Origin of the sequence: Janthinobacterium sp. OK676 (assembly GCF_900103595.1) — a bacterium.
Taxonomy (GTDB): domain Bacteria; phylum Pseudomonadota; class Gammaproteobacteria; order Burkholderiales; family Burkholderiaceae_D; genus Janthinobacterium.
This window is the reverse complement of the sequence record NZ_FNHA01000005.1, coordinates 23629-44946: the sequence shown is the minus strand read 5'-3', so window position 1 is coordinate 44946 and position 21318 is coordinate 23629. Positions and strand designations below refer to the sequence as shown.

Below are 21318 nucleotides of genomic sequence, written 5' to 3'. Positions count from 1 at the left end.
CTTCGCGCGTCAGGACGTCACGCGTGCCCAGCCATGTTTGATGGCCGCCTTGAAGTTGTCCCATGCCGATTGCGGATACGTGTGCTCCCACGTGGAACGCAGGTCCGCTTCCACTTCGTCCCACGGGCGGCCCCGGTAGCTGTCGCTATTCGCCATCGAATGGCCATAGCGGTAGGCGGGATCGTAGTCCTCGAAACGCGCGCCCGTGGCGACATAGGTGGTGCTCCAGTGGCTGCGGTAGTACTGCTCGTCGTCGTAGCTGGTGCCGGGCAGGTTGTCGGCGCTGGGATAGCGGCGCACATTGGCGCCCGCGCCGGACGGTGGCGGGGGCGTCATGTCGCTGGCAAATTGCTGCGACCCTGGCGCCTCGTTCATGCTGCCCTGCTGCGATGACGTATCCGACTGCATGCTGGCGCCCTGGCGCATGGCGCTGGCGTCTTGCGGCGCGCCTTGCCAGCCGCCGGCGCGCCAGTGCTCGGCATGCGCATCGATGTCGAGCGGCGCGTAGCGTTCGACGATGTCGGTGGCGCGCTGGATATCGGCGTCGCTGGCCTCTTCCAGGGTCAGCACGACATGCCCGCGCCGCACGGCTTCCGCATAGATGTGGCGGTCGGCGTGGCTGCCGAACAGGTCGGTGAAGAAATGCTTGACGCTGTCGAGCAGGCCGTCGCTGTCGTCGCGGCGGATGTTTTCCGTGGCGGAAGTATCGTCGGTGCCCGCATCGTGCAGGCGGATGCTGGCGCCGGGAAAGCCCGCCGTGATCAGGTCGTGCCGGGCGCGCTCGGCCATATCGCGCACGGCGAAAACTGCTGCCAATGTATGTGCCATGATGGTCTCCAATCGGTGAACAACGTCCTGTCAGTGTAGGCCGTGCAAATCGAAAAGGGCGCTCGTTTGCCCTTTGGAAACCATTGTCCTTGTCAAATATTGAGGACGTGAAATCTCATTCCGGCGTGCCCACGAAGGCGCGCAAAAAATCGATAAAGGCGCGCACTTTTTCCGCGATATGCTGGGTGTTCGGATACACGGCATACACGCCCTGCTGCGGGAAGACGACGTCGGGCAGCAGGCGGCGCAGGCGTCCCGCGCGCACTTCCGCCTCCACCTGCCACTGCGGCAGCAAGGCCACGCCGCAGCCGCCCAGGGCAAAGCCCAGCAGGGCCGAGGCGGAGTCGGAATGGATGGCCGCGTCGTCCTGCGCCGTGAAGGCGGCGGGGCCGTCTTGTGTCTGCACGTCCCAGCGCAAGGGCGCGGCCAGGCGGCTGTGCGCCAGCCAGCGCGCGCGCTGCAAGTCGTCCAGGCTGGCGATGCCCTTGGCAGGCAGGCAGGCCAGGTAGGCGGGCGAGGCGACGGGCCAGATCGCGTACGGTTCGATCAGCGCGGCGCGGTAGCTCGAATCGTTGAGGGAACCCATGCGGATGGCCAGGTCGTAGCGGCCCGAGATCAGGTCTTCATGCGACGACGACGAGGAATGCTGGATCTGCAGCTGCGGGTGGGCGGCGGCAAAGGCGATCAGCGCGGGAATCACCGTGCGGCTGCCATATTCGACGGTGGTGGTCAGGCGCAGGGTGCCGCGCAAGCCCAGGTGGCCCTGGCGCGCCGTTTCGATGGCGCCCTGCGCTTCGCTCAGCACGCGCTGGCAATCTTCATAAAAACGCCGTCCCACGTCGGTCAGCGCCAGGCTGCGCGTGCTGCGCGTGAGCAGCGACACGCCCAGCTCCGCCTCCAGCTGCTTCAAATTAAAACTCACGACGGCCTTGCTCTGGCCCAGCACGGCGGCGGCCGCCGTCAGCGAACCGGCATCGACGATGGCGATGAAAATACCCAGGCGGTCAAGACTGATCATGGTAAGGATGAGTAAACATGCGGGTTTCGAGATTTGTCAAAATTTCTTTGACAGTGTAATCGGGGCTGGCCCGTTACGCAAATGGCGATGCAAGCTTAAGCTGGCCGTTTGCCATTCGGAGCACCATGGACTATCGCAAAAAGGTCGCGGCCATCTATCTGCTGGGGTTTTTCGTCGACCTGATCAACATGTTCATCACCAGCGTCGCCTACCCCGACATCGGCCATGCCCTGCACGCTTCGGTGGCGCAGCTGGCCTGGATCAGCACCGCCTACATCCTCGGCCTGACCATCGTCATCCCGGCCAGCGCCTGGCTGGCTGCCTATTATGGCAGCAAAACCGTGTTCATGGCATCGTTGCTAACTTTTTTATGCGCCAGCATCGGCGCCGGCCTGGCGCCGTCGATCGAGGCGCTGATCGCCTGGCGCTGCGTGCAGGGCCTGGGCGGCGGCTTGCTCATTCCGCTGGGGCAAAGCATGACCTACCAGCTGTACCAGCCTGCCGAGCGCCCCGGCCTGTCGTCCATCATCATGCTGGTGGGCTTGCTGGCGCCGGCCCTGTCGCCCGCGCTGGGCGGCGTTATCGTCGACAGCCTGTCGTGGCGCTGGATCTTTTATTTGAACGTGCCGTTTGCCGCGCTGGCGCTGCTGCTGGCCGCCTGCTGGCTGCGTCCCGACCCGCCGCGCGGGGCCGTTCCCCGTCTCGACGTGAGCGGCCTGCTGGCGGGCAGCACGGCGATTTTGCTGCTGTTGCTGGGCTTGACCATGCTGGGCACGCCGGACGAGCTGCTGGCCGGCGCTGGCGTGCTGGCGCTGGGCGCCGCCTGCGCCTGGGGCTACGTGCGCGGCGCCCTGCGCAAATCGACGCCGCTGCTCAACCTGCGCCTGGCCAGTGAGCCGCTGCTGCGCATCGCCATGCTGATGTATCTGCTGGTGCCGGGCGTCTTCATGGGCGTGAGCCTGCTGGCCATGCTGTACCTGCAGGGCGTGCTGGGCATGCCGGCGTCGACGGCGGGCGCGCTGATGCTGCCGTGGGCGCTGGCCTCGTTTGCGGCCATTTCACTGACCGGCAAAAGCTACCGCCGCGTGGGTCCGCAGCCGCTGTTCATCGCTGGCGCCCTGCTGCAGGCGGCGGGCATGCTGATGCTGCTGCGCGTGGAGGCGGCCGATCAGCTGTTCTGGCTGGCCGGCGCGTATGCCGTGATGGGCTTTGGCGGCGGCTTGTGCAGCAGCACGGCGCAAAGCACGGCCTTCTTGCGCACACCGGACGCGCAGTTGAGCCAGGCCAGCGCCGTGTGGAATATCAACCGCCAGCTGGGCTTTTGCCTCGGTGTCGCGCTGCTCAGCGTACTGCTCAATGGCTTGCTGGCGGCGCAGGGCATCGCATCGCTGGACGACCCCGCCCAGCATCTGCGCGCGGCGCAGGTGTTCCACTGGTGCTTTGCGCTGGCGGCTAGCGCGTGCCTGCTGCCTTTGGCACTGTGCCTGCGCATCGACAACCGCGCCGTTCTCGACCTTTTACATCACCATGGAGTAGCAAAAAAATGACTGCCACGAACCCCTGTTTTGACGACGTTCTATCCACGCATGTGCTGATCCGCGAGTGGCTTTCCGGCGAGGCGGCAGCGGAAAACTGCGCGCAATTGCTGGCGCGTTTTTCGCCCGACTTTACGATGGTGGCGCCGGGCGGGATGCGGCTCGACCATGCCGGATTGACCGGGTTTTTCCAGGGCGCCGGCGGTAGCCGCCCGGGCCTCGCCATGCGCATCGCGGATTTGCAATTGATCCAGGAAAGCGCCACCGGCGCCACCGTCTCCTACCGCGAATTCCAGTCGCTGCCGGGCGCGGAAGACACCGAGCGCTGGTCCACCGTCGTGTATGAGAAAACGCCCGATGGCGCCTTGCTGTGGCGCCACCTGCATGAAACGTGGGCGGCGCGGGCGGCTTGATCCTACAGCGTGGCGGCGGGCGCGCCGATGGACAATGGCGCCATGGCGGCTAGGCTGACAAGGTCCCCTCGTTCATCAGGAGCGCGTCATGCCCAAGCAAAAATCGCAGGCCGGCCAGAACCGCCAATCGGCCGCCCCCATGGAAGACAAAAGCGGCACCGACAATGACGTTGGCAAGCGCGGCAAGGATGCGGCCAGCCATGCCAAGGCCGGTTCCGGCAAGGGTGCCGGCGGCGGCAAGAAGCAGGGCCGCAAACACTGACGCAAACCCGGTGATGCGTGTTCAAGTCGGCTTGGCCGTCATCAGGTAAAACACGACGATGAGGGCGAAGAAGGCGGGCACGCCCAGCGCCGTCCAGATGCGCAGATAGCGCCAGTACAGCGCCGGCAAGGCGACGCCGTCGCGCGCGCTCGTTTGCGCCATGTCGCGCAGGCGCATCTGCAGCCACACGACGGGCAGCCAGCAGGCGCCCGCCACCAGGTACAGCACCACGGACCAGACGATCCAGCGGCTGCCCAAGGGATAACCGGCCAGGTGGGCCAGGTAAAAGCCGCTCAGCGGCTGGAACACCACCGTCGTGGCCGTAAACAGCCAGTCGGCGCGCACCACGTGGCGGCTGACGACGGCGATGGCGCGCACGTCGCGGCTCAGGCTCGCGAACAGCAGGTAGAAGGCCGAGCCGATGCCGGTGCCGAACAGCAGGGTCGACGAGACGATGTGCAGCCATTTGACGATCAGGTATTCCATTGTGTTTCCTCCAGTTGGTACAGCAGCCACAGGGCCGCCAGCATGGGCAGGTTTTTCGTCAGGGGGCCATACGGATGCCACAGGAATTCCGGCAGGAATACGGCGATCCAGACGGTATAGAACACGATGAGTGCGGCTTGCAACGGCCATAGCCAGCGCCGCCACGGCGGGCGCAGCGCCAGGGTGGCCATGCCCAGCAGCAGGTCGAACAGGCAGGCGCCGGCCAGCAGCGGCGGCGCCCAATCTGGCGGCACGCCGCTGCGTTCGAGCAGGCGATAGCTGTCTTCGACTGGATAGATGCCGGCCGAGACGATGGCCGTGGCGATCCACACGATGGCCATCGACAGGCGCAGCACAGGCAGCAGCCAGTCCAGCCGGGCGCGTACGGCCGCGCCGCGCGCGTCGCTGATGAACTGCGCCACGGGCCGCGGCACGCGCCCGAGCAAACGCCGCGTGAGTCCGGCATCGGCCGTATTGCCGCGCTCGAGCATGCCCAGGGTGGCGCGGTCCGGCATGGCAAAGCCCAGCAGCCTGGCCAGCAGCAGCACGGGCGGCATCAGCCACCTGGGCAGCGGCACGGCGCGCAGCCGTCCCAGCCCCATGGCTGAGCGCAACGCCGCCAGATAGGCCGCAAACGGCAGCGCCTGCGGCCCCACGACGGGCACGCGGCGCGCCTTCTGGCCGCCCAGCGCGCCCGCGCCGCGCACCAGCGCGACGATGACATCGGTCAGGTCGTCCACGTGCACGGGCTGCACCAGCTGCGGCGCGCGGCCGAAGCGGGGATACACGGGCAGGCTGGCCAGCATGCGGAACAGGCGCGCGCTCCCGCCGTCGTCGCCATACACGAGCGACGGCTGCACGATGACGGCGCGCAGCGGCAGGCTGGCGAGAAAATCGTCGGCCGCCTTCTTGCTCAGGTGGTAGGGCGAGACGGCGCCATCGTCCGCGCCCAGGGCAGACAGTTGTATCACCAGCTGCACCTCGCTCTCGGCGCAGGCGGCGAACAGGGCGCGCGGCGCCTGCGTGTGCAGGGCCGCAAACGTCTGCGCGCCATGCTCGGCGATGATGCCGACGCAGTTGATGACGACGTCGATGCCGGCCAGGCGCGGCAGCCACGCGGCCTTGGCCGTGTCGCGCGCAAAATCGGCCTTGATCAGGCGCACGCGCGGCGCATCGCCGATGCGGGCGTGGGACGGCGCGCGGCGCGTCGTGCACGCGAGCTGGAAACCTTCGGCCAGCAGCGCGGTCGAAACATGCGTTCCGATGAAACCGCTCGCTCCCGTCAGCAGTATGCGCATGCATGCCTCCTCTTGTCGGGATTGGATAGGTCTTTTGCGTTTCAGTTCACTGTGCGATTACACCACTGGAGAAAAACCATGCCCGCCCTACCCCCCTCTCTGCGTCATGGCGCCCTGTCGGGCAGCCTTGCCTCCCTTTTGTCCGCCGCCGCCCTGGCCCTGTGCGGGCGGCGCGAAACGGGCAGCGTGTTCGCCGCCGTGAATGCCGTCAGCCACTGGCTGTGGGGCGACCAGGCGGCGCGCCGCGACGACGCCTCGCTCAGGCACACCCTGGTCGGCTACGTCATCCACCATTGCAGCGCCATGTTCTGGGGCGTGCTGTTCGAGCGTTATGCGGCGCGCATCCTCGACCGGCGCCGCGTAGCGTCCACCGTCGCGGCGGCGGCCGGCGCCACGGCCGTGGCCTGCTTCACGGATTACCAGCTGACGCCGCACCGTTTGCAGCCCGGCTACGAGATGCGCCTGTCGCGCCCCTCGCTGCTGCTCGTGTACGGCGCCTTCGGCATCGGCCTGGCCGCCGGCGCGCTGTGGCTGCGGCGGCGCTGACGCACGCGACGCTTTCCTACATGACGTCACGCCGCGCTCCTATCTTGCCGGCGGTCGCGCGCCAGTAGCATGGGTCTTCATCCACCAACCGAGGAGAAACGCATGCAGGACGAACACGGCAATACCCCGCAGCACCCCGCCGACCAGGGCCGCAACACGCGCATGGACAAGACCGACGCCTATAAGTCGAAGGGCGATGCATATGCCAACCAGGGCGGCGGCAAGCTGGCCAGCGGCAATGCCAACAGCGGCCACTGGGCCAATGACGTCATTACGCCGCAGGGCGGGCCTGATCCGGTGGAGCAGGAAAACCTGGCCACCCTGACGCAAACTGACGACAACGCCCACGTCAAGGGCGCGGCGCAGCGGCCGCAGAGCGAAGCGGGCAAGCTGGCCGACGACCGGCCGGGCCGCAACGAGTCGAAGGACATCCACAGATCACTGAATCAGCACGAGTAGGCCGGCGTGCTGTGAACGAGGAGAGCACCATGTTTGCACACAACAAGCGACTGCAATACACGGTCAGGGTGGAGCAGCCCAATCCCGGGCTGGCCAACCTGATGCTGGAACAATTCGGCGGCCCGCAGGGCGAGCTGGCCGCCGCCTGCCGCTATTTCACGCAAGCCTTGTCCGAGGACGATCCGGGCCGCAAGGACATGCTGTTCGATATCGCCACGGAAGAACTGAGCCACCTGGAAGTGATCGGCAATATCGTCGTCATGCTCAACAAGGGCGCCAAGGGGCGGCTGGCCGAGGGGGTCGACCAGGCCGCGGAGCTGTACCGCAATATCACGGGCGCGGGCAACGACAGCCACGTGACGCAGGTGCTGTACGGCGGTGGCGCCCCGCTGGTCAATTCGGCCGGCGTGCCGTGGACGGCCGCCTACATCGACACCATCGGCGAACCGACGGCCGATTTGCGCTCGAATATCGCGGCCGAGGCGCGCGCCAAGATCGTCTACGAGCGCCTCATCAACCTGACGGACGATCCGGGCGTGAAGGAAGCGCTGGGCTTCCTGATGACGCGTGAAGTGGCGCACCAGAAGTCGTTTGAAAAAGCCCTGTATTCGATCGAGCCCAACTTCCCGCCGGGCAAGTTGCCGGGCGACCCGCAGTATGCGGACGTGTATTTCAACATGTCGCAGGGGCCGGGCGAGGAGCGGGGGCCGTGGAACCAGGGCGGCAAGTGGCAGTACATTTCCGACCCGCGCCAGCAGATGGCCGTCGATGGCGGCACGGGCGAGGCGGAAGTGAAGCTGCCGCAGGACGAACTGGCGACGGTGCGGCAGATGGCCGCGCGCACGGCATCGAATCCGGACGCCGACCCGTTGACGGGCGCGGAACTGGGCATGCGGCCCAACGGCCGCGATGGCGGCACCTCGTCCATGCCCTTGTAGCGCGGCTGGCCGGGCACCACCAGCGTGAACACGCCGCGCGCGCTGCAGGCCCTGGCCAGACACTGGTCCTGGCCCCATGCAGTGGGCTTTGCCCTGTGCGGCGGTGGCGCGCTGTGCTTGCTGTACGCGCTGACGGCCCAGCTGGCGCTGCGCCATGCCCATCTGGCGCCGGCCCTGATCGGTGGCGGCATGGCGGCCGGTGCCACGGCACTCGGGACCGTGCCGGTGCTGTTGTCGCACACATTTTCGCAGCGCAGCTACGATGCATTTCTTGGCTTCGGCGCCGGCGTGATGCTGGCGGCGACGGCGTTTTCCCTCGTGTTGCCGGCCTTGGGTGCGGCGCGCCTGCATGCGGCCACGCCGCTGGCGGCCAGCCTGCTGGTGGCGCTGGCCATGGCGGCGGGCGTGGTGCTGATCATCGCGCTCAACCTGGCCGTGCGTGCGCGCGTGCCGCCCGGCGCGCCCGACGCCGCCGCGGCCAGCAGTTTGAAACGGGCGTGGATTTTTGTCTTTGCCATTACCTTGCACAACCTGCCAGAGGGATTGGCGATCGGCGTCGGCTATGCGGGCATCGACCTGGACAAGGCCAATGCGCTGGCGGCCGGCATTGCCATCCAGGACGTGCCCGAAGGCATGGTGGTGGCGCTGGCGCTGCGCAGCGTGGGCTATGGCCGGCGTCTGTCGGTGGCCATGGGCGCCATTTCGGGGCTGGTCGAACCGGTGGCGGCGCTGGCGGGGCTGGCCGTGATCGGCCTCTCGTCCGCCCTGCTGCCGTGGGGCCTGGCGGCGGCCGCCGGCGCCATGCTGTTCGTCATCGTGCACGACGCCATTCCCGAGGCGCAGCGCAGCGGCAATGGTGGTTTTGCCAGTATCGCGCTGGTGTTCGGTTTTCTCCTGATGATGGTGCTCGATACGGCGCTCAGCTAAGCAAGGCGCAGTGGCGTTCTAAGTGAGATCGTGCAAATCCTTTTGCAGCGCCGGTCCGGTGGAAAACTGCGAAAACACGACTTCAAGTCCGGCCCGTTCCGGCGTGCAGCACATGGGGCCGACGAGGTAGCGCGATGCCACGGGAAACGGCGCCAGGCGCAGCAGCGGCCACAGCTTGCCATCCGTCGAATACTGCACGCGGATCGCGCCCTGCTCCACCGTCACGCGCAGCCAGAAACCGTCCGGCATGGCGGGCGCGATGCTGACGGCCCAGTCGGATGTATCGGCCGTCAGCACGGTGCTCAATAAGAGCTGGCCGTCGGAAAATTCGACACCGCACTTGATCCAGTTTTCCGCATCGATGCGTACCATCATGCCGGCCTGGTCGTACAGCGCTGCGTACTGCGCCGACACATGCAGCTGCGCCGTGAAATCGCCATCGACTTCGGTGCCGAAAAAGTGGCCGCTGTCGCGGATAAAACCATACGAAGTCTTGCGCCAGAAATCCGTGTTGGCGTCCGTTGTCACGCGCAATTGCGCGCCGTCGGCGGACCAGTTTTCCGGTGCATTGAGCCAGCTGCCTTGCGTGAACATCGTCTCTCCTTTTGATCGAAAATACTACATAGTTTGCCCCCATCCCAGCGCCTTGTACAGGGCAATCGCATCGATGTAGGACGCCGTTTCCGCCAGCAGCGCTTCGCGCCGGATATCGTACAAGGCGCGCTGGTTTTCCAGCACGGCCTGGTAGCTGCCGGAACCGCCCGCAAAGCGCGTGCTGGCGATGCCGAGGGCCGCGTTGCCGTGGCGCGCCGACCGCAATAATGACGCCAATCGCGTCTGGTTTTCCGCCAGCTGCGTGACGGCGTTTTCCACGTCTTCCTGCGCGATTAACAAGGCCTGCGCATAGCGCGCCAGCGCGCCTTGCGCCTCGGCCTGCGTGCCGCGCAAGCGGGCCTTGACGCTGCCCAGGCGGAAGGCCGGATAGCTGACCGATGGCGCCACCTCGAAGGCGCGCGCGCCGCCGTCGAACACGCCGCTGCCGCGCAGCGCGAAAAAGCCCAGGAAGCCGCCCAGGCTCAGGCGCGGATACAGGTCGGCCGTGGCGGCCCCCACGTCTTCGCTGGAGGCGGCCAGCAGGCGTTCGGCGCGCACCACGTCGGGACGCTGCTTGATCAGGCGGTTCACGTCGCCGAGCGGCAGCTGGCCCGCCAGCGGCGCCTGTTGCCGGGGTGTGGTGGCCAGCGCGATGGCGCCCGGGGTTTGACCGCTCAAGACATCGAGCCGGTACTGCGCCTGGCGCAAGCCCGCCTGCAAGGGCGGCAGCATCGCCTCGCTGCGCGCCAGGTTGGCCAGCGCGTTGTGGCGCTCTTCCGGCAAGCCGCTGCCGGCGCGGATGCGCGCGTCGGCCAATGCCACCGTATCGCGCCAGCTGTGCACCTGCGCCTGCGTCAGCGCCAGGTTTTGCTGGTAGCCCAGCGCCTCGTAGTAATTGCGCGCCACCTCGGCGGCAATCGTCAGCCGCACCTGCCGCAAATCGGCCTGCGCCGCGTCGGCGCGCGCCTGTGCCGAGCGGCTGATATGCGCGAGGCGGCCGAACAGGTCGATCTCCCATTGCGCGTCGAAACCCACGCGCGTGCTGGCGCTGGCGGCGCGGCTGTCGGGCGTGTCTTGCTGCACGGTGCGCCGCCAGCCCGCCTGTCCTGTGACGGCAGGCAGTTCATCGAGGCGGCGTTCGTCGAAGACGGCGCGCGCGGCCAGCAGGTTCGCCTGCGCCTGGGCGATATCGAGGTTGTGTTCGAGCGCGCTGGCGATCAGCTGCGACAGGCGCGCATCGTCGAAAAATGTCCACCAGGCGGCCTCGCTGACGGCGCTCGCGCCGGGTGCGAATTGCGCTTGCTGCGGGCTGGCCAGGGCGATGTCGGGCGTGCCCGGCGTGACGTAGGCGGGGCTGACGGCGCAGCCGGCCAGCACGGGGAAAAGGGCAGCAAAAAGGGAGGCTAGATAGCGGTAATTTTTCATGGGGATTCCTTCAGCGCCTGCGACAAATCGCGCGCACGCGGCGTGGCATGGTCGGCCGTGTGGCGGCGCGCCAGAAAGGTGTACACGGTGGGCAGCACGAACAGGGTAAAGAAGGTGCCGATCAACATGCCCGAGACGATCACCACACCGAGGCCGAAACGGCTGTTGGCGCCCGCGCCCGAGGCGAACAGCAGCGGCACCAGGCCCACCACCATGGCCGCCGTCGTCATCAAAATCGGGCGCAAGCGGATCTGCGCCGCTTTGCGGATGGCCGTGATGCGGTCGAGCTGTTCATGCACCTGCAATTCGTTGGCAAATTCCACCATCAGGATGCCGTGCTTGCTGATCAAGCCGATCAGGGTCACGAGGCCGATCTGCGTATAGATGTTGACGGTGGCGTAGCCGAGGGCCAGTGGAATCAGCGCGCCGCAGATCGACAGCGGCACGGTGATCAGGATGATCAGCGGGTCCGTCAGACTTTCGTACTGCGCCGCCAGCACCAGGTAGATGACGACGACGGCCGCGAGGAAGGCCAGCAGCAGGGTATTGCCTTCCGTGGCGAACTGGCGCGCGTCCGATTGCCAGTCGTAGCTGAAGCCCGGCGGCAGGGTTTTCGCCACGCCATCGAGGAAGGCGACGGCGTCGCCGAGGGTCACGCCCGGCGCGGGCACGCCCTGGAAGGTGGCCGCGTTTTGCTGGTTGAACTGGGTCAGCATGTTCGGCTCGATCTGTTCCGTCACCGAGACAACAGCAGACAGGGGCAGCAGGCTGCCATCGTCGGCGCGCACGTACTGCTGCGTCAGGGCTTGCGCCGTCAAGCGCTGCTCGCGCGGGCTTTGCGCGATGACGTCGTAGGCGCGGCCATCCATGCCGAAACGGTTCAGATAATTTTCGCCCACCAGCACGGCCAGCGACTCGCCGATATCCTGCATGCGGATGCCCAGGCTGTTCGCCTTGGAACGGTCCACGCGCACTTTGACCACCGGGTTGTTGTAATCGAGGTCGCTGTCGACGACGGCAAACAGGCCGCTTGCGCGCGCACGCTGCTTGACGTCTTCCATGGTGCGAAACAGGGTGGCGTAATCCTGCGCGCTGCGCAAGACCATCTGCACGGGCAAGCCGCCGCTCGATCCGGGCAAGGGCGCCAGCTGGAAGGCGAAGATGCTCGTGCCTTCCACGTCGCCCACGGCGTGCTGCAATTCGGCCTGGATGACGGCCGCATTGCGCGCCCGTTCGGCCCACGGCGTCAGGTTGATGCCGCCGATGCTCGATGCCGGCCCTTCGCCGCCATTGATGATCCAGCGCGAGTCCGTCTCGGGAATATTTTTGTAGATGGCATCAAGCTTGTAGGAAAAGCGCTCGACGTAATCGAGGTTGGCGTGCTGCGGCGCCTTGATCGCCGTCAGCACGCTGGCCTGGTCTTCCGCCGGCGCCAGTTCGCGCTGCGGCAGCAGGTACAAAAACGGCAGACTGACCATCACCAGCGCGGCGAAACCGGCACTGAGCCAGCGGTGATGCAAGGAGCGGTCCAGCAGGCGCGCATAGCGGCTGGTCAAGCCCTCGAAGAAATGCTCGGCGGCGCGCGCCATGCGCCCTTCCGATTGTTTGGGCTGCAGCAGCAAGGAGCTCATCACGGGCGACAGGGTCAAGGCCACCACGCCCGAGACCACCACGGCGCCGGCCAGGGTCAGCGCGAATTCCTTGAACAGCGCGCCCGTGAGTCCCCCCATCATGCCGATCGGCGCATACACGGCGGCCAGCGTGATCGTCATGGCGATCACGGGGCCGGCCACTTCGCGCGCACCGACGAGGGCGGCCGCCACGGGCGTCTTGCCTTCCTCTATATGCCTATGCACGTTTTCCACCACGACGATGGCGTCATCGACCACCAGGCCCACGGCCAGCACCATCGCCAGCAAGGTCAATAAATTGATGCTGAAGCCGAAGGCCAGCATCAGCGCCGCCGCGCCCAGCATCGACAGGGGGATCGTCACGACGGGTATCAGCACGGAGCGCAAGGAACCCATGCACAGGTAGATGACGATGACGACGATCAGCAACGCTTCGAGCAGGGTGCGCGCCACCTCGTCGATGGACGACTGGATGAAGCGCGCCGTCTCGAACGCCAGTTCGACTTTCACGCCCGGCGGCAGGGTTTTCTGGATTTCGGGCAGCAGCTTCCTGATGCCGTCGACGATCACCAAAGGGTTGCCGCCGGGTGTGGGCGACAGGCCCAGGTACACGGCCGGCACGCCGTCCATGATGCCGCTCGTCTCCGTGGCGGCCGCGCCCAGTTCCACCGTGCCCACGTCTTTCAGACGCACGAGCGCCGCGCTGTCATCTGCGCCCTTGCGTATGACCATGTCGCGGAACTGCTCCACGCTGGTCAGATCCGTGTTGACGCTGATATTAGACACGACGAATTGTCCTTTGACTTTGCCGGGCGCCGCCTGGTAGTTATTGCGCCGCACGGCATCTGCCACGTCGGCCGCCGTCAGGCCCCGCGCGGCCAGTTTCGCCGGGTCTATCCACAGGCGCATGGCCAGCTGCTGGCCGCCATACACGTCGACCTTTGCCACGCCGTCGATGGTGGCGAACATCGGTTGCACGACGCGCGCCAGATAATCCGTCAGCGCGGGCGCGGACACGCTCTCGCTGGCAAAGCCGACATAGGCGACGGCCGAGGAATCGCCGGCCGAGCGCTCGATGACGGGATCAAAGGCGCCTTCGGGCAGCTTGTAGCGCACCTGGTTGACCTTGGCCATCACTTCCGTCAACGCTTGCGTGGAATCGCGGTTCAGTTCCATGCGCACGGTGACCGTGCTGCTGCCCTGCACCGACGACGACGTCAGGTAATCGATGCCTTCCACTGACGACACGGCTTGCGCGATCGGCTGGGTGACAAAGCCCTGCATCAGTTCCGCCGAGGCGCCCGGATACGTGGTTTTGACGGTGATGGTGGACGATTCGAGCATCGGATACTGGCGGATCGGCAGCTGCAGGATGGCGACCACGCCCAGCATCAAAATCAATGTGCTGATCACCAGCGCCAGCACGGGGCGGCGTACGAATAAATCGGTAAATTTCATGGTGATGTCTTTCCTTTACGAGCCGGCTTTGGGCGCGGCGCGTTTTACTTCGTCCAAGGTATTGGCGACCGCTTGCACGGCCATGCCATCGGCCAGTTTCAGCTGGCCCGAAGCGACCACGCGCTGGCCCTCGCGCAAGCCGTCGAGGATGGCGATCCGGCCCCCTGCCCGCTCGCCCAGTTTCACGCCCACGCGCTTGACGGTGAGCGGCTGTTTTCCTTCCTGCTGCGCGACGAAGACCGTGTCGCCATATGCGCTGTAGGTCACTGCCGTTTCCGGCACCGTCAGCTGCCGGCCCGCTTCGCGCGCCACGCGCACATTCGCGTACATGCCCGCTTTGAGCGCGCCGCGCGGATTGTTCAGCGCCGCCTGCACCTGCACCATGCGCGAACGAGAGATCAGCGGGTCGATGGCGTTGATTTTGGCCGTGAAGACGTCGCCGGGATAGGCGTCCACCAGCACTTGCACGGCCTGGCCTGGCGCCAGTTTCGCGCTGCTCTGTTCATCGAGGGCGAAGTTCACCATCAGCGACTTCGTGTCGATCAGGCTGGCCACCGTGTCGGCCGCGTTCAGGTACTGGCCCGCGTGCACCTTGCGGATGCCCAGCTGTCCGGCGAACGGTGCGCGGATGGTCTTTTGCGCGATCAGCGCCTCCGTCTGGCGCACGTCGCCCAAGGCCGCATCGCGCGCTGCCAGCGCACTATCGAGCTGCTCCTGCGTGGCCGCCTTTTCCTTCACCATCTGCGCCGTGCGGGCGTGGCTGCTTTCCGCGTTTTTCAGCTGCGCGCGCTGGCGCAGCAGGGCCGCCTGTTCCGGCGCATCATTGAGCTGCACCAGCACGGCGCCGGCCGCCACGCTTTGCCCCGATGCGAAGCGGATCTGCGTGATGCGCCCGCCCGTTTCGGCCGCCACCTGCACCTGGCGCGCCGCTTCCAGTTCGCCCACGCCGGCAAAGTAGCGTTCCTGCGTGCCCAGCACGACGGGCACCAGCGCCACCTTGGTGGCGGGGTAGGCGGCGGCATCGGCCGCATGCGAGTCGGCACGCGGATAGAGCGCGGCGCCCGCGACGGCCAGGGTGATGGCCAGCGCGGAGGCGCCGACGAGTTTCGTATGCATGATGAAGTCCTTTACAACTGGGAAGAAGAGGCGCAGCGGAGGCTGGTCAGGTCCGCTGCGCGTTGAAGGTGAAAAACAGCGCCAGGGTCCACAGCAGCAGCACCAGATGCGTCGTCTGCAAGCCTTCCTGCGCGATCCAGTAGCCGAACCACAGGCCGCCCAGGTGCATCAGCAGCAAAAAGGCGGCCATGGCGCACAAGGCCAGGTTCAGCCAGGGCAAGGCAGCGGTCAGGCCGTCGCCGGCAAACAGCGCCACGCCCGTCCAGGCGGCGATGGCGGCCAGCAGCTGCAAGGCCAGCACCACGCCCAGCGCCAGCCGGTGTAAGCGCAAGGACGTGAGCGCGCGGCGCAGCAGCGGTGTCTGGATGGTCGGGTCCTGGCGCAGCGGGTCCATGCGCATGGTGTTGCCGATGGCCCAGACGGCGCCGTGGAAGGCGTGCAGGTTGTTGATGGCGGCCAAGGTCAGCCAGATGGCCAGGCCGGTAGCGAGGATGGCGTGAAACAGCCAGATCGAGTGCTGCAGCTGCATGGGATTCCCGTCCAAAAAGTGTCTTGCCGGCACGCGGACGTGGAAACTCCTCGACAGCGGGGAGCTACCGGCCTATTATGCAAGCAATTAGTTGGTTAACTTGCCCCATGATAGTTGAGTGAAATGAATTACACAAGTAAACGTTTGGATAATAGCGAGGTGCCGCAAACGACGGAGCGCATCCTGTATTTCATCAAGACCAAGGGACCCGTCTCCACGGCGACCCTGGCCAAGACCCTGGACATGACGGGCGAGGCGGCGCGCCAGCAAGTGCAAAAGCTGGTGGCGGCGGGCTTGATCGAGGGACGGCAGGAAGCGCAGGCGGGCGCCGGCCGGCCGCGCCAGAACTGGGTCTTGACGGAAGCGGGCAATGCGCGCTTTCCCGACACGCATGCGCAGCTGACGATCAAGCTGATCGGTTCCGTGCGCCAGCTGTTCGGCGAGACGGGCCTGGATAAACTCATCACGCAGCGCGAAGAGGAAAGCCGCGGCGCGTATGCGCAGGCGTGCTCGGCGCCGGACTTGCCCACGCGACTGCGGCAACTGGCGGCCGTGCGCGATGAAGAGGGTTATATGGCGCGCGTGGAAGCGGACGGCAAGGACTGGCTGCTGATCGAAGACCACTGCCCCATCTGTGCCGCCGCGCGCACCTGCCAGGGCTTTTGCCGCTCCGAATTGCAGCTGTTCCAGGAAGTGGTGGGGCCGAACGCCAGCATCGTGCGCGAGCAGCACGTGCTGGCCAACGCCATGCGCTGCGTGTACCGGATCAGGGCGCTGCCCTAGGCTTTCGGAAACAATGGCCGGGCCAGCAGTGCCACCAGCCCCGCCAGCCACCACACGACGGGCCAGTTGCTGGCCGCCAGCAAATGCGGGATGGCAATCGGCGTGAGGAACAGGCCCACGTACACGGCCGTGTTTGCCATTCCCAAGGCCGTGCCCGCGTTGGCGCCGCCCGCTTCCGTGGCCAGTTCCGTGTAGGCCACGCCATGCCAGGCGGACACGGCGATGCCGGCCACCACCACGGCACTCATCAAGACCCAGCCTGGCGCATCGTATGCGGCGGCCATGCCCAGCAGCACGAACGTGGCCAGCGCCACCAGGGCCGAGCCGCGCAGCCAGGCGGGCCGGTTCGCGTGGCGGTCCGTGTAGCGCCCGCTCCAGATGCGCATCACCATGGCGCCCCCCTGCAGGGCCACCATCACGGCCGTGATTTCCGCCAGGCCCAGGTTGCCGTCATCGTGCAGGAACACGGTGGCAAAGCTGAGCACGGCAAACTGGGGCACGCACAGCAAGCCGATGGCGGCCACCATGCGCCAGACTTTGCGATTCTTCAGGGGCAACGTTGCCTGGTCTTTCAATGGGCCTTTGGGCGCGTTTTGCGGGCCCGTGGCGGCCTCGGCAGAAAAATCGGGTTCATGCATCCAGCGCCACGTAAAAAACGCCGACAGGCCGCATACGAGGGCCAGGGCGCCAAACACGGGCATGAAGCCATGGCGCGAGGCCAGGCTGGGCAGGATGAGGGCGCCGAGGCCGCCGCCCAGCGGCACGGCCGTCTGGCGGATGCTCATGGCGAAACCCCGTTCGCCGGCGCCGAACCAGCGCATCACGGCGCGGCCGCTGGCGCCATTCACGCTGCCGCCCAGCACGCCGACCAGGGCCAGCCCGGCCGCCAGCGCCCACAACGGAGGCACGGAACCGTCAGCGGGCGTGATCCACAGCAGCAAGGTCAATAGTGCCAGCATGGTGCCCAGCAAGCCGGTCAGCAGCACGGGGCGGTCGCCCCAGCGGTCGGTGGCCATACCCCATGGCAATTCGGTCAAGGCCACGCCCAGGCCCATGGCGCCCAGCGCCACCCCCAGGTCCGTATTGCTCAGGTGATAGCCGCTGCGCAGCCAGATGGCCGTGGTGGGCATGCCGTTGGCGGCGGCGGAAAAGCTGGCATTGGCCGCCACGCCGACGGCCAGCACTTTCCAGCGGTGAGCGTCGCCCGGCGCGGGCACGGTGGCGGAGACAGGAACAGGAAGAGCTTGGCAATTGGTGCTCATGGCAAGGAAAGTAAGTGGTTGACCCTGACAGTGTTGCGCAGTACGATCATTCTGAATATCAGATAATTTACGTTAAACCATCCCATAAAACCGGACGATTGTATTGATGCCATGAGCTTGCTTAATTTCGACATCGCCTTCCTGCGCAGCTATGTGGCTGGCATCGAGCTGGGCAGCTTTGCCCGCGCGGCGGACAAGGTGGGCCGTTCCACCTCGGCCGTCAGCGCGCAGCTGAAAAAACTCGAGGAGCAGGCGGGCATGCCCCTGTTTCGCAAGGATGGACGGGGCCTGGCGCTGACGCCGGCCGGCGAAGTCTTGCTCGGCTATGCGCGCCGCCTGCTGGAACTCAACGACGAGGCGGCCGTCGCCTTGCGGGGCGCGGAACTGGAAGGCTGGATCAGGCTGGGTCTGCAAGAGGATTTCGGCGAAGCCTTGCTGCCGGACGTGCTGGGACGCTTTGCGCGCGCGCATCCGAAAGTGCGCATCGAGGCGCACGTGGCGCGCAACACGGCCTTGATGGAAGGGCTGGCCATGGGCCAGCTGGACCTGGCCCTGCTGTGGGGCGGCGCGGGCATCGCCGACGTGGCCGAGTATCCGCCGCAGCAGCGCCAGCATATCGCCGAACCGGCCATGCGCTGGATCGCCTCGTCGAGCCTGGCCTGGCGGCCCGAATCGGGCGAGCCTTTGCCGCTCATTGCGTTCGACCGCGAATGCCTGTTCCAGCGCTGCGCCACGCAGGCGCTGGACCGGGCCGGCATCGCCTGGCGCACGGCGTTTACCAGTCCCAGCCTGGCAGGCCTGTGGGCGGCCGCCGCGGCAGGGCTGGGCGTGACGGTGCGCACGGGCCTGGGCTTGCCGTCTTCCGTGTGCGTGCTCGATCACGTGGCGGCCGGCTTGCCCGCCCTGCCCCCGCTGTCGCTGGAACTGTTGCGTGCGTCACCGGTGAGCAGGCCGCCCGTCGAGCGGCTGGCGGACCTGATCATCGCCGCGCTGCAGACTGACCCCGCTTAAAACGCCTGCGCCGTCGGGCGCAGCACGATCTCGTTGATATCCACGTCGGCCGGCTGCTCGATCGCATACGCGATGGCGCGCGCCACCGAGGCGGCGGGAATGGCAATCTGGTAGAACTCCTTGACGGCCTTGGCGCTCTCGGCATGGCTGCTGCCCTCGCTCAATGGCGTGTCCACGGCGCCCGGCGCAATGACCGTCGTGCGGATGGCGCCGCCGCTGGCCGCCAGCTCATGGCGCAAGCCTTCCGAAATGGCGCTGACGGCAAACTTGGTGCCGCTGTAGACGGTGCCGCCCGGGCTGAAGACTTTTTGTCCCGCCACCGACGAAATATTGATGAAGTGGCCGCTGTTTTGCGCCAGGAAATGCGGCAGCACGGCGGCGATGCCGTTGAGTACGCCCTTGATGTTGATATCGATCATGTTGTTCCACTCGTCGACCTTCAAGGCGCTCATCGGTGCGATGGCCATCAGCCCCGCATTGTTGATCAGCACGTCGACCTTGCCGAACACGGCCAGGGCCGTGTCAACCAACCGCGTCAGGTCGCCCGCCTGGGTGACATCGGTCTGGGCGATGGCGGCCTGACCGCCGGCGGCCGTGATTTCCTCGGCAATGGTAGTGAGCAAGTCCATGCGGCGCGCGCCGAGCATGACGGAAGCGCCCAGCGCCGCCAGATGGCGCGCGGTGGCTTCGCCCAGGCCGCTGCTGGCACCGGTGATGACGACGACTTTCCCTGCGATATTCAGACTCATGATGGATTCCCTGTGGAGGCAGCGGAGTGCTGCGGATGACATCGATCAATGCCGGCACAGCTTAGCGCATTTGCTCCCATTTTTGCTATAAAAAACATAATTACTAAATGGTAATTGTTAGGCGCGTTCAATCGCTACTTGCGCGGGCGCCAGCGCATGCAGCCGGGACAGCCAGGCGTCGCCGCAAAAGGCAACAGAGTTGCGGCAGAAATACTGCAAGGTAGTGGCCGTGCAGCGGTAGCGCCGCATGCCGTCATCGGTCCCGTCGCATTCCAGCATCTGCATGCTCCAGAGCAGTTCCAGCAGCATGGCCGTATGCGGCGCATGCAGCGACAGGGCTGCGGCCAGTTGCGCCGGCGTGTGCGGCGTGGCCAGCGCATCGAAAATACCCAGTTCCAGGGCGGCGGCCAGCCCGTCCGCCTGGAAGGGCGCGATGGCCAGGTTACGGTCGGGTTGCAAGGCGTGTTGCGAAGGTATTGGCATGGCGCTTCCTTTCGGCGTGATGGGCATGGATGCCTATTTTATGCAACAATGAGAATAATTATCATTTGCATTTGTATGCGGCACGGCGCATTTCGTATGCGTGTCGGCGCGCGGGAAAACAGGGGGAGCGATGATGGGACAGAACTGGGAAGCGGCAGGCTGGACACGGCGCCAGCTGGACCCGGGGTTGAAAGAGTGCCGCGCCGAGCAGCGCCAGGTCGACCAGGGCTTGCTGCTCGTGCATTCCGATTACCGTCCGCGCCTGGCGCTCGTCGAGCAATCGAAGCATGACGACGCGGGCGGCATGGTGATCACCATCGGCCTGGAAGGCGCGTCCGGCTACGTCACGCGCGATGGCGAACAACTGCGTTTCCAGGGCGGCCATACGACGGTGACGGCGTTTCGCCACACGAGCGGCGAGCGCCGTTTCGAGGCGAATCAACGGGCGGCGCAATTGCGCGTGCTGGTCGGGGAAGAGGCGCTGGCGCGCTACTGGCCGGAGGGCCTGGCTTGCCTGTTGCCCAACGGCGGCGCGCGCCAGCTGGCGCATGCGGCCACGACGGCCGCCTCCGCCCTGCACGCGCGCGCGCTGCTGCGCGCGACGGACCCGCTGGCCGTGCATATCGGCGTACTCAGCCTGCTTGCGGAGCAATTGCGGGCACTGCGGCCGGCGCCCTCTGCCGTGCCGCGCTGGTCCGAGGCCGATATCGCCAAACTGGAACGCGTGCACGCGCTGATGCAGGAACAGATGGCGCAGGAACTCACGCTCGATTACCTGTGCGCGCAGGTGGGCTTGAGCTTGTTCAAGCTCAAGCAGGGATGGCGCTACCGCTACAACGACAGCCCGCAGCGCACCCTGCTGGCGCTGCGCATGCAACGGGCAAAGTTATTGCTGGAAAATGGTTGCCAGGTGGCGCAGGCGGGCTGGCAAACGGGCTATCGCCACCCGGCCAATTTCAGCGCCGCGTTCAGCCGTTATTTCGGCTACGCGCCCAAGACCGTGGCGCGCGCGAAGGGCTGAACAGCCGGTGTAGAATCGGCGGGCAGCACCTACTCATACGACCTACTAGGAGACATGATGGCCCGCAAAATCTTTGTCAATCTGCCCGTCCAGTCGCTGGAACGCTCCGTGGCGTTTTTCACGGCGCTGGGCTTCAGTTTCAATGCCCATTTCACGGATGAAACGGCGACGTGCATGATCGTCACCGACGACATTTTTGTCATGCTGTTGACGCACGACAAGTTCAAGCAATTTACGCCCAAGCAGCTGTGCGACACCACCGTGGCGACGGAAGTGCTCGTGTGCCTGTCGGCCGAGAGCCGCGGCGAAGTCGATGCGCTGGTGGCGAAGGCCGTCCAGGCGGGCGGCAGCATCTACAAGGAGCCGATGGATTACGGCTTCATGTATGGACATAGTTTCCAGGATCCGGATGGGCACCAGTGGGAATTAATGTATATGGAACCTAATTCTGTCCCCCAATAGCATCGTAGGTCGGATTAGTGCGGCAGGGCCGCACGTAATCCGACAACATTGTTGGCCCGTGGTGGTGTCGGATTACGCGCGGCT

The 21318-nt window shown here is 66.2% G+C and carries 23 protein-coding genes; 11 read left to right on the top strand and 12 right to left on the bottom strand.

What is annotated here, in order from left to right:
• Positions 1 to 9: 9 nt before the first annotated feature.
• Together BLU39_RS11645 and BLU39_RS11640 are read right to left on the bottom strand one after the other, a co-directional pair.
• Positions 10 to 828, bottom strand: a complete 819-nt coding sequence (locus BLU39_RS11645; protein ID WP_092713125.1) for a hypothetical protein — start codon at positions 826 to 828, stop codon at positions 10 to 12.
• Positions 829 to 943: 115 nt separating this feature from the next.
• Positions 944 to 1846 (bottom strand): LysR family transcriptional regulator, encoded by a 903-nt coding sequence (locus tag BLU39_RS11640; RefSeq protein ID WP_092713123.1) that lies wholly within the window; start codon positions 1844 to 1846, stop codon positions 944 to 946.
• 125 nt (positions 1847 to 1971) lie between these two features.
• Here BLU39_RS11640 and BLU39_RS11635 point away from each other — a divergent pair, with 125 nt between their 5' ends.
• From BLU39_RS11635 to BLU39_RS28590, 3 genes are all read left to right on the top strand, one after another.
• Positions 1972 to 3393, top strand: coding sequence for an MFS transporter (locus BLU39_RS11635; RefSeq protein ID WP_092713121.1), 1422 nt, complete (start codon positions 1972 to 1974; stop codon positions 3391 to 3393).
• Positions 3390 to 3794, top strand: coding sequence for a DUF4440 domain-containing protein (locus BLU39_RS11630; protein ID WP_092713119.1), 405 nt, complete (start codon positions 3390 to 3392; stop codon positions 3792 to 3794). Before BLU39_RS11635 ends, BLU39_RS11630 begins: the two co-directional genes overlap by 4 nt.
• A gap of 88 nt (positions 3795 to 3882) precedes the next feature.
• Positions 3883 to 4056: a hypothetical protein gene (locus tag BLU39_RS28590; RefSeq protein ID WP_175539275.1), complete on the top strand. Its 174-nt coding sequence runs from the start codon at positions 3883 to 3885 to the stop codon at positions 4054 to 4056.
• A gap of 21 nt (positions 4057 to 4077) precedes the next feature.
• Here BLU39_RS28590 and BLU39_RS11625 read toward each other — a convergent pair whose 3' ends face one another.
• Both BLU39_RS11625 and BLU39_RS11620 read right to left on the bottom strand, forming a co-directional pair.
• Complete coding sequence (locus BLU39_RS11625; RefSeq protein WP_092713117.1) at positions 4078 to 4542, bottom strand: DUF2269 family protein; 465 nt, start codon at positions 4540 to 4542, stop codon at positions 4078 to 4080.
• Positions 4530 to 5840, bottom strand: a complete 1311-nt coding sequence (locus tag BLU39_RS11620; protein WP_092713115.1) for an SDR family oxidoreductase — start codon at positions 5838 to 5840, stop codon at positions 4530 to 4532. The genes BLU39_RS11625 and BLU39_RS11620 overlap by 13 nt, the downstream gene beginning before the upstream one ends.
• A 78-nt stretch (positions 5841 to 5918) precedes the next feature.
• On the opposite strand from BLU39_RS11620, the gene BLU39_RS11615 reads away from it, so the two are divergent.
• The 4 genes from BLU39_RS11615 (at position 5919) to BLU39_RS11600 (ending at position 8710) form a co-directional block, all read left to right on the top strand.
• The gene (locus BLU39_RS11615) at positions 5919 to 6386 is read left to right on the top strand and encodes a hypothetical protein (protein WP_092713113.1); all 468 of its coding nucleotides are present in this window, start codon (positions 5919 to 5921) and stop codon (positions 6384 to 6386) included.
• 102 nt (positions 6387 to 6488) lie between these two features.
• Positions 6489 to 6845: a hypothetical protein gene (locus tag BLU39_RS11610; protein WP_092713111.1), complete on the top strand. Its 357-nt coding sequence runs from the start codon at positions 6489 to 6491 to the stop codon at positions 6843 to 6845.
• Between the two features lie 29 nt (positions 6846 to 6874).
• Entirely contained in the window at positions 6875 to 7783 is a 909-nt protein-coding gene (locus tag BLU39_RS11605) for a manganese catalase family protein (RefSeq protein WP_092713109.1), read from the top strand.
• A 24-nt stretch (positions 7784 to 7807) separates the two neighbouring features.
• On the top strand, positions 7808 to 8710 hold the full coding sequence (locus BLU39_RS11600) for a ZIP family metal transporter (RefSeq protein WP_217635069.1): 903 nt from the start codon (positions 7808 to 7810) through the stop codon (positions 8708 to 8710).
• Between the two features lie 18 nt (positions 8711 to 8728).
• Here the strand turns inward: BLU39_RS11600 and BLU39_RS11595 are convergent, their stop codons facing one another.
• Genes BLU39_RS11595 through BLU39_RS11575 form a run of 5 tightly spaced genes read right to left on the bottom strand, consistent with a single transcriptional unit; the run spans position 8729 to position 15463 of the window.
• Positions 8729 to 9304 (bottom strand): DUF1349 domain-containing protein, encoded by a 576-nt coding sequence (locus BLU39_RS11595; protein WP_092713107.1) that lies wholly within the window; start codon positions 9302 to 9304, stop codon positions 8729 to 8731.
• Between the two features lie 24 nt (positions 9305 to 9328).
• Complete coding sequence (locus tag BLU39_RS11590) at positions 9329 to 10729, bottom strand: efflux transporter outer membrane subunit (protein WP_092713105.1); 1401 nt, start codon at positions 10727 to 10729, stop codon at positions 9329 to 9331.
• Positions 10726 to 13818: a MexW/MexI family multidrug efflux RND transporter permease subunit gene (locus tag BLU39_RS11585; protein ID WP_092713103.1), complete on the bottom strand. Its 3093-nt coding sequence runs from the start codon at positions 13816 to 13818 to the stop codon at positions 10726 to 10728. Before BLU39_RS11585 ends, BLU39_RS11590 begins: the two co-directional genes overlap by 4 nt.
• A 15-nt stretch (positions 13819 to 13833) precedes the next feature.
• Positions 13834 to 14934: an efflux RND transporter periplasmic adaptor subunit gene (locus tag BLU39_RS11580; protein WP_092713101.1), complete on the bottom strand. Its 1101-nt coding sequence runs from the start codon at positions 14932 to 14934 to the stop codon at positions 13834 to 13836.
• 46 nt (positions 14935 to 14980) lie between these two features.
• Positions 14981 to 15463: a DUF2165 family protein gene (locus BLU39_RS11575; RefSeq protein WP_092713099.1), complete on the bottom strand. Its 483-nt coding sequence runs from the start codon at positions 15461 to 15463 to the stop codon at positions 14981 to 14983.
• Positions 15464 to 15586: 123 nt separating this feature from the next.
• Here BLU39_RS11575 and BLU39_RS11570 point away from each other — a divergent pair, with 123 nt between their 5' ends.
• Positions 15587 to 16246, top strand: coding sequence for a helix-turn-helix transcriptional regulator (locus BLU39_RS11570; RefSeq protein ID WP_092713097.1), 660 nt, complete (start codon positions 15587 to 15589; stop codon positions 16244 to 16246).
• On the opposite strand, the gene BLU39_RS11565 is transcribed toward BLU39_RS11570, so the two are convergent.
• On the bottom strand, positions 16243 to 17508 hold the full coding sequence (locus tag BLU39_RS11565) for an MFS transporter (protein ID WP_092713095.1): 1266 nt from the start codon (positions 17506 to 17508) through the stop codon (positions 16243 to 16245). The two genes, BLU39_RS11570 and BLU39_RS11565, sit on opposite strands and share 4 nt — an antisense overlap.
• Before the next feature lie 111 nt (positions 17509 to 17619).
• Between BLU39_RS11565 and BLU39_RS11560 the strand changes: the two genes are divergently transcribed.
• Positions 17620 to 18519: a LysR substrate-binding domain-containing protein gene (locus tag BLU39_RS11560; RefSeq protein WP_092713093.1), complete on the top strand. Its 900-nt coding sequence runs from the start codon at positions 17620 to 17622 to the stop codon at positions 18517 to 18519.
• Here BLU39_RS11560 and BLU39_RS11555 read toward each other — a convergent pair.
• Together BLU39_RS11555 and BLU39_RS11550 are read right to left on the bottom strand one after the other, a co-directional pair.
• Positions 18516 to 19268 (bottom strand): SDR family oxidoreductase, encoded by a 753-nt coding sequence (locus BLU39_RS11555; protein ID WP_092713091.1) that lies wholly within the window; start codon positions 19266 to 19268, stop codon positions 18516 to 18518. The two genes, BLU39_RS11560 and BLU39_RS11555, sit on opposite strands and share 4 nt — an antisense overlap.
• 117 nt (positions 19269 to 19385) lie before the next feature.
• Complete coding sequence (locus BLU39_RS11550; protein WP_175539274.1) at positions 19386 to 19751, bottom strand: methyltransferase family protein; 366 nt, start codon at positions 19749 to 19751, stop codon at positions 19386 to 19388.
• A gap of 130 nt (positions 19752 to 19881) precedes the next feature.
• Between BLU39_RS11550 and BLU39_RS11545 the strand changes: the two genes are divergently transcribed.
• A complete protein-coding gene (locus BLU39_RS11545) occupies positions 19882 to 20772 on the top strand; it encodes a helix-turn-helix domain-containing protein (protein ID WP_092713087.1) in 891 nt (296 codons plus the stop codon).
• 57 nt (positions 20773 to 20829) lie between these two features.
• Entirely contained in the window at positions 20830 to 21234 is a 405-nt protein-coding gene (locus tag BLU39_RS11540) for a VOC family protein (protein ID WP_092713085.1), read from the top strand.
• The last annotated feature ends 84 nt before the right edge of the window (positions 21235 to 21318 follow it).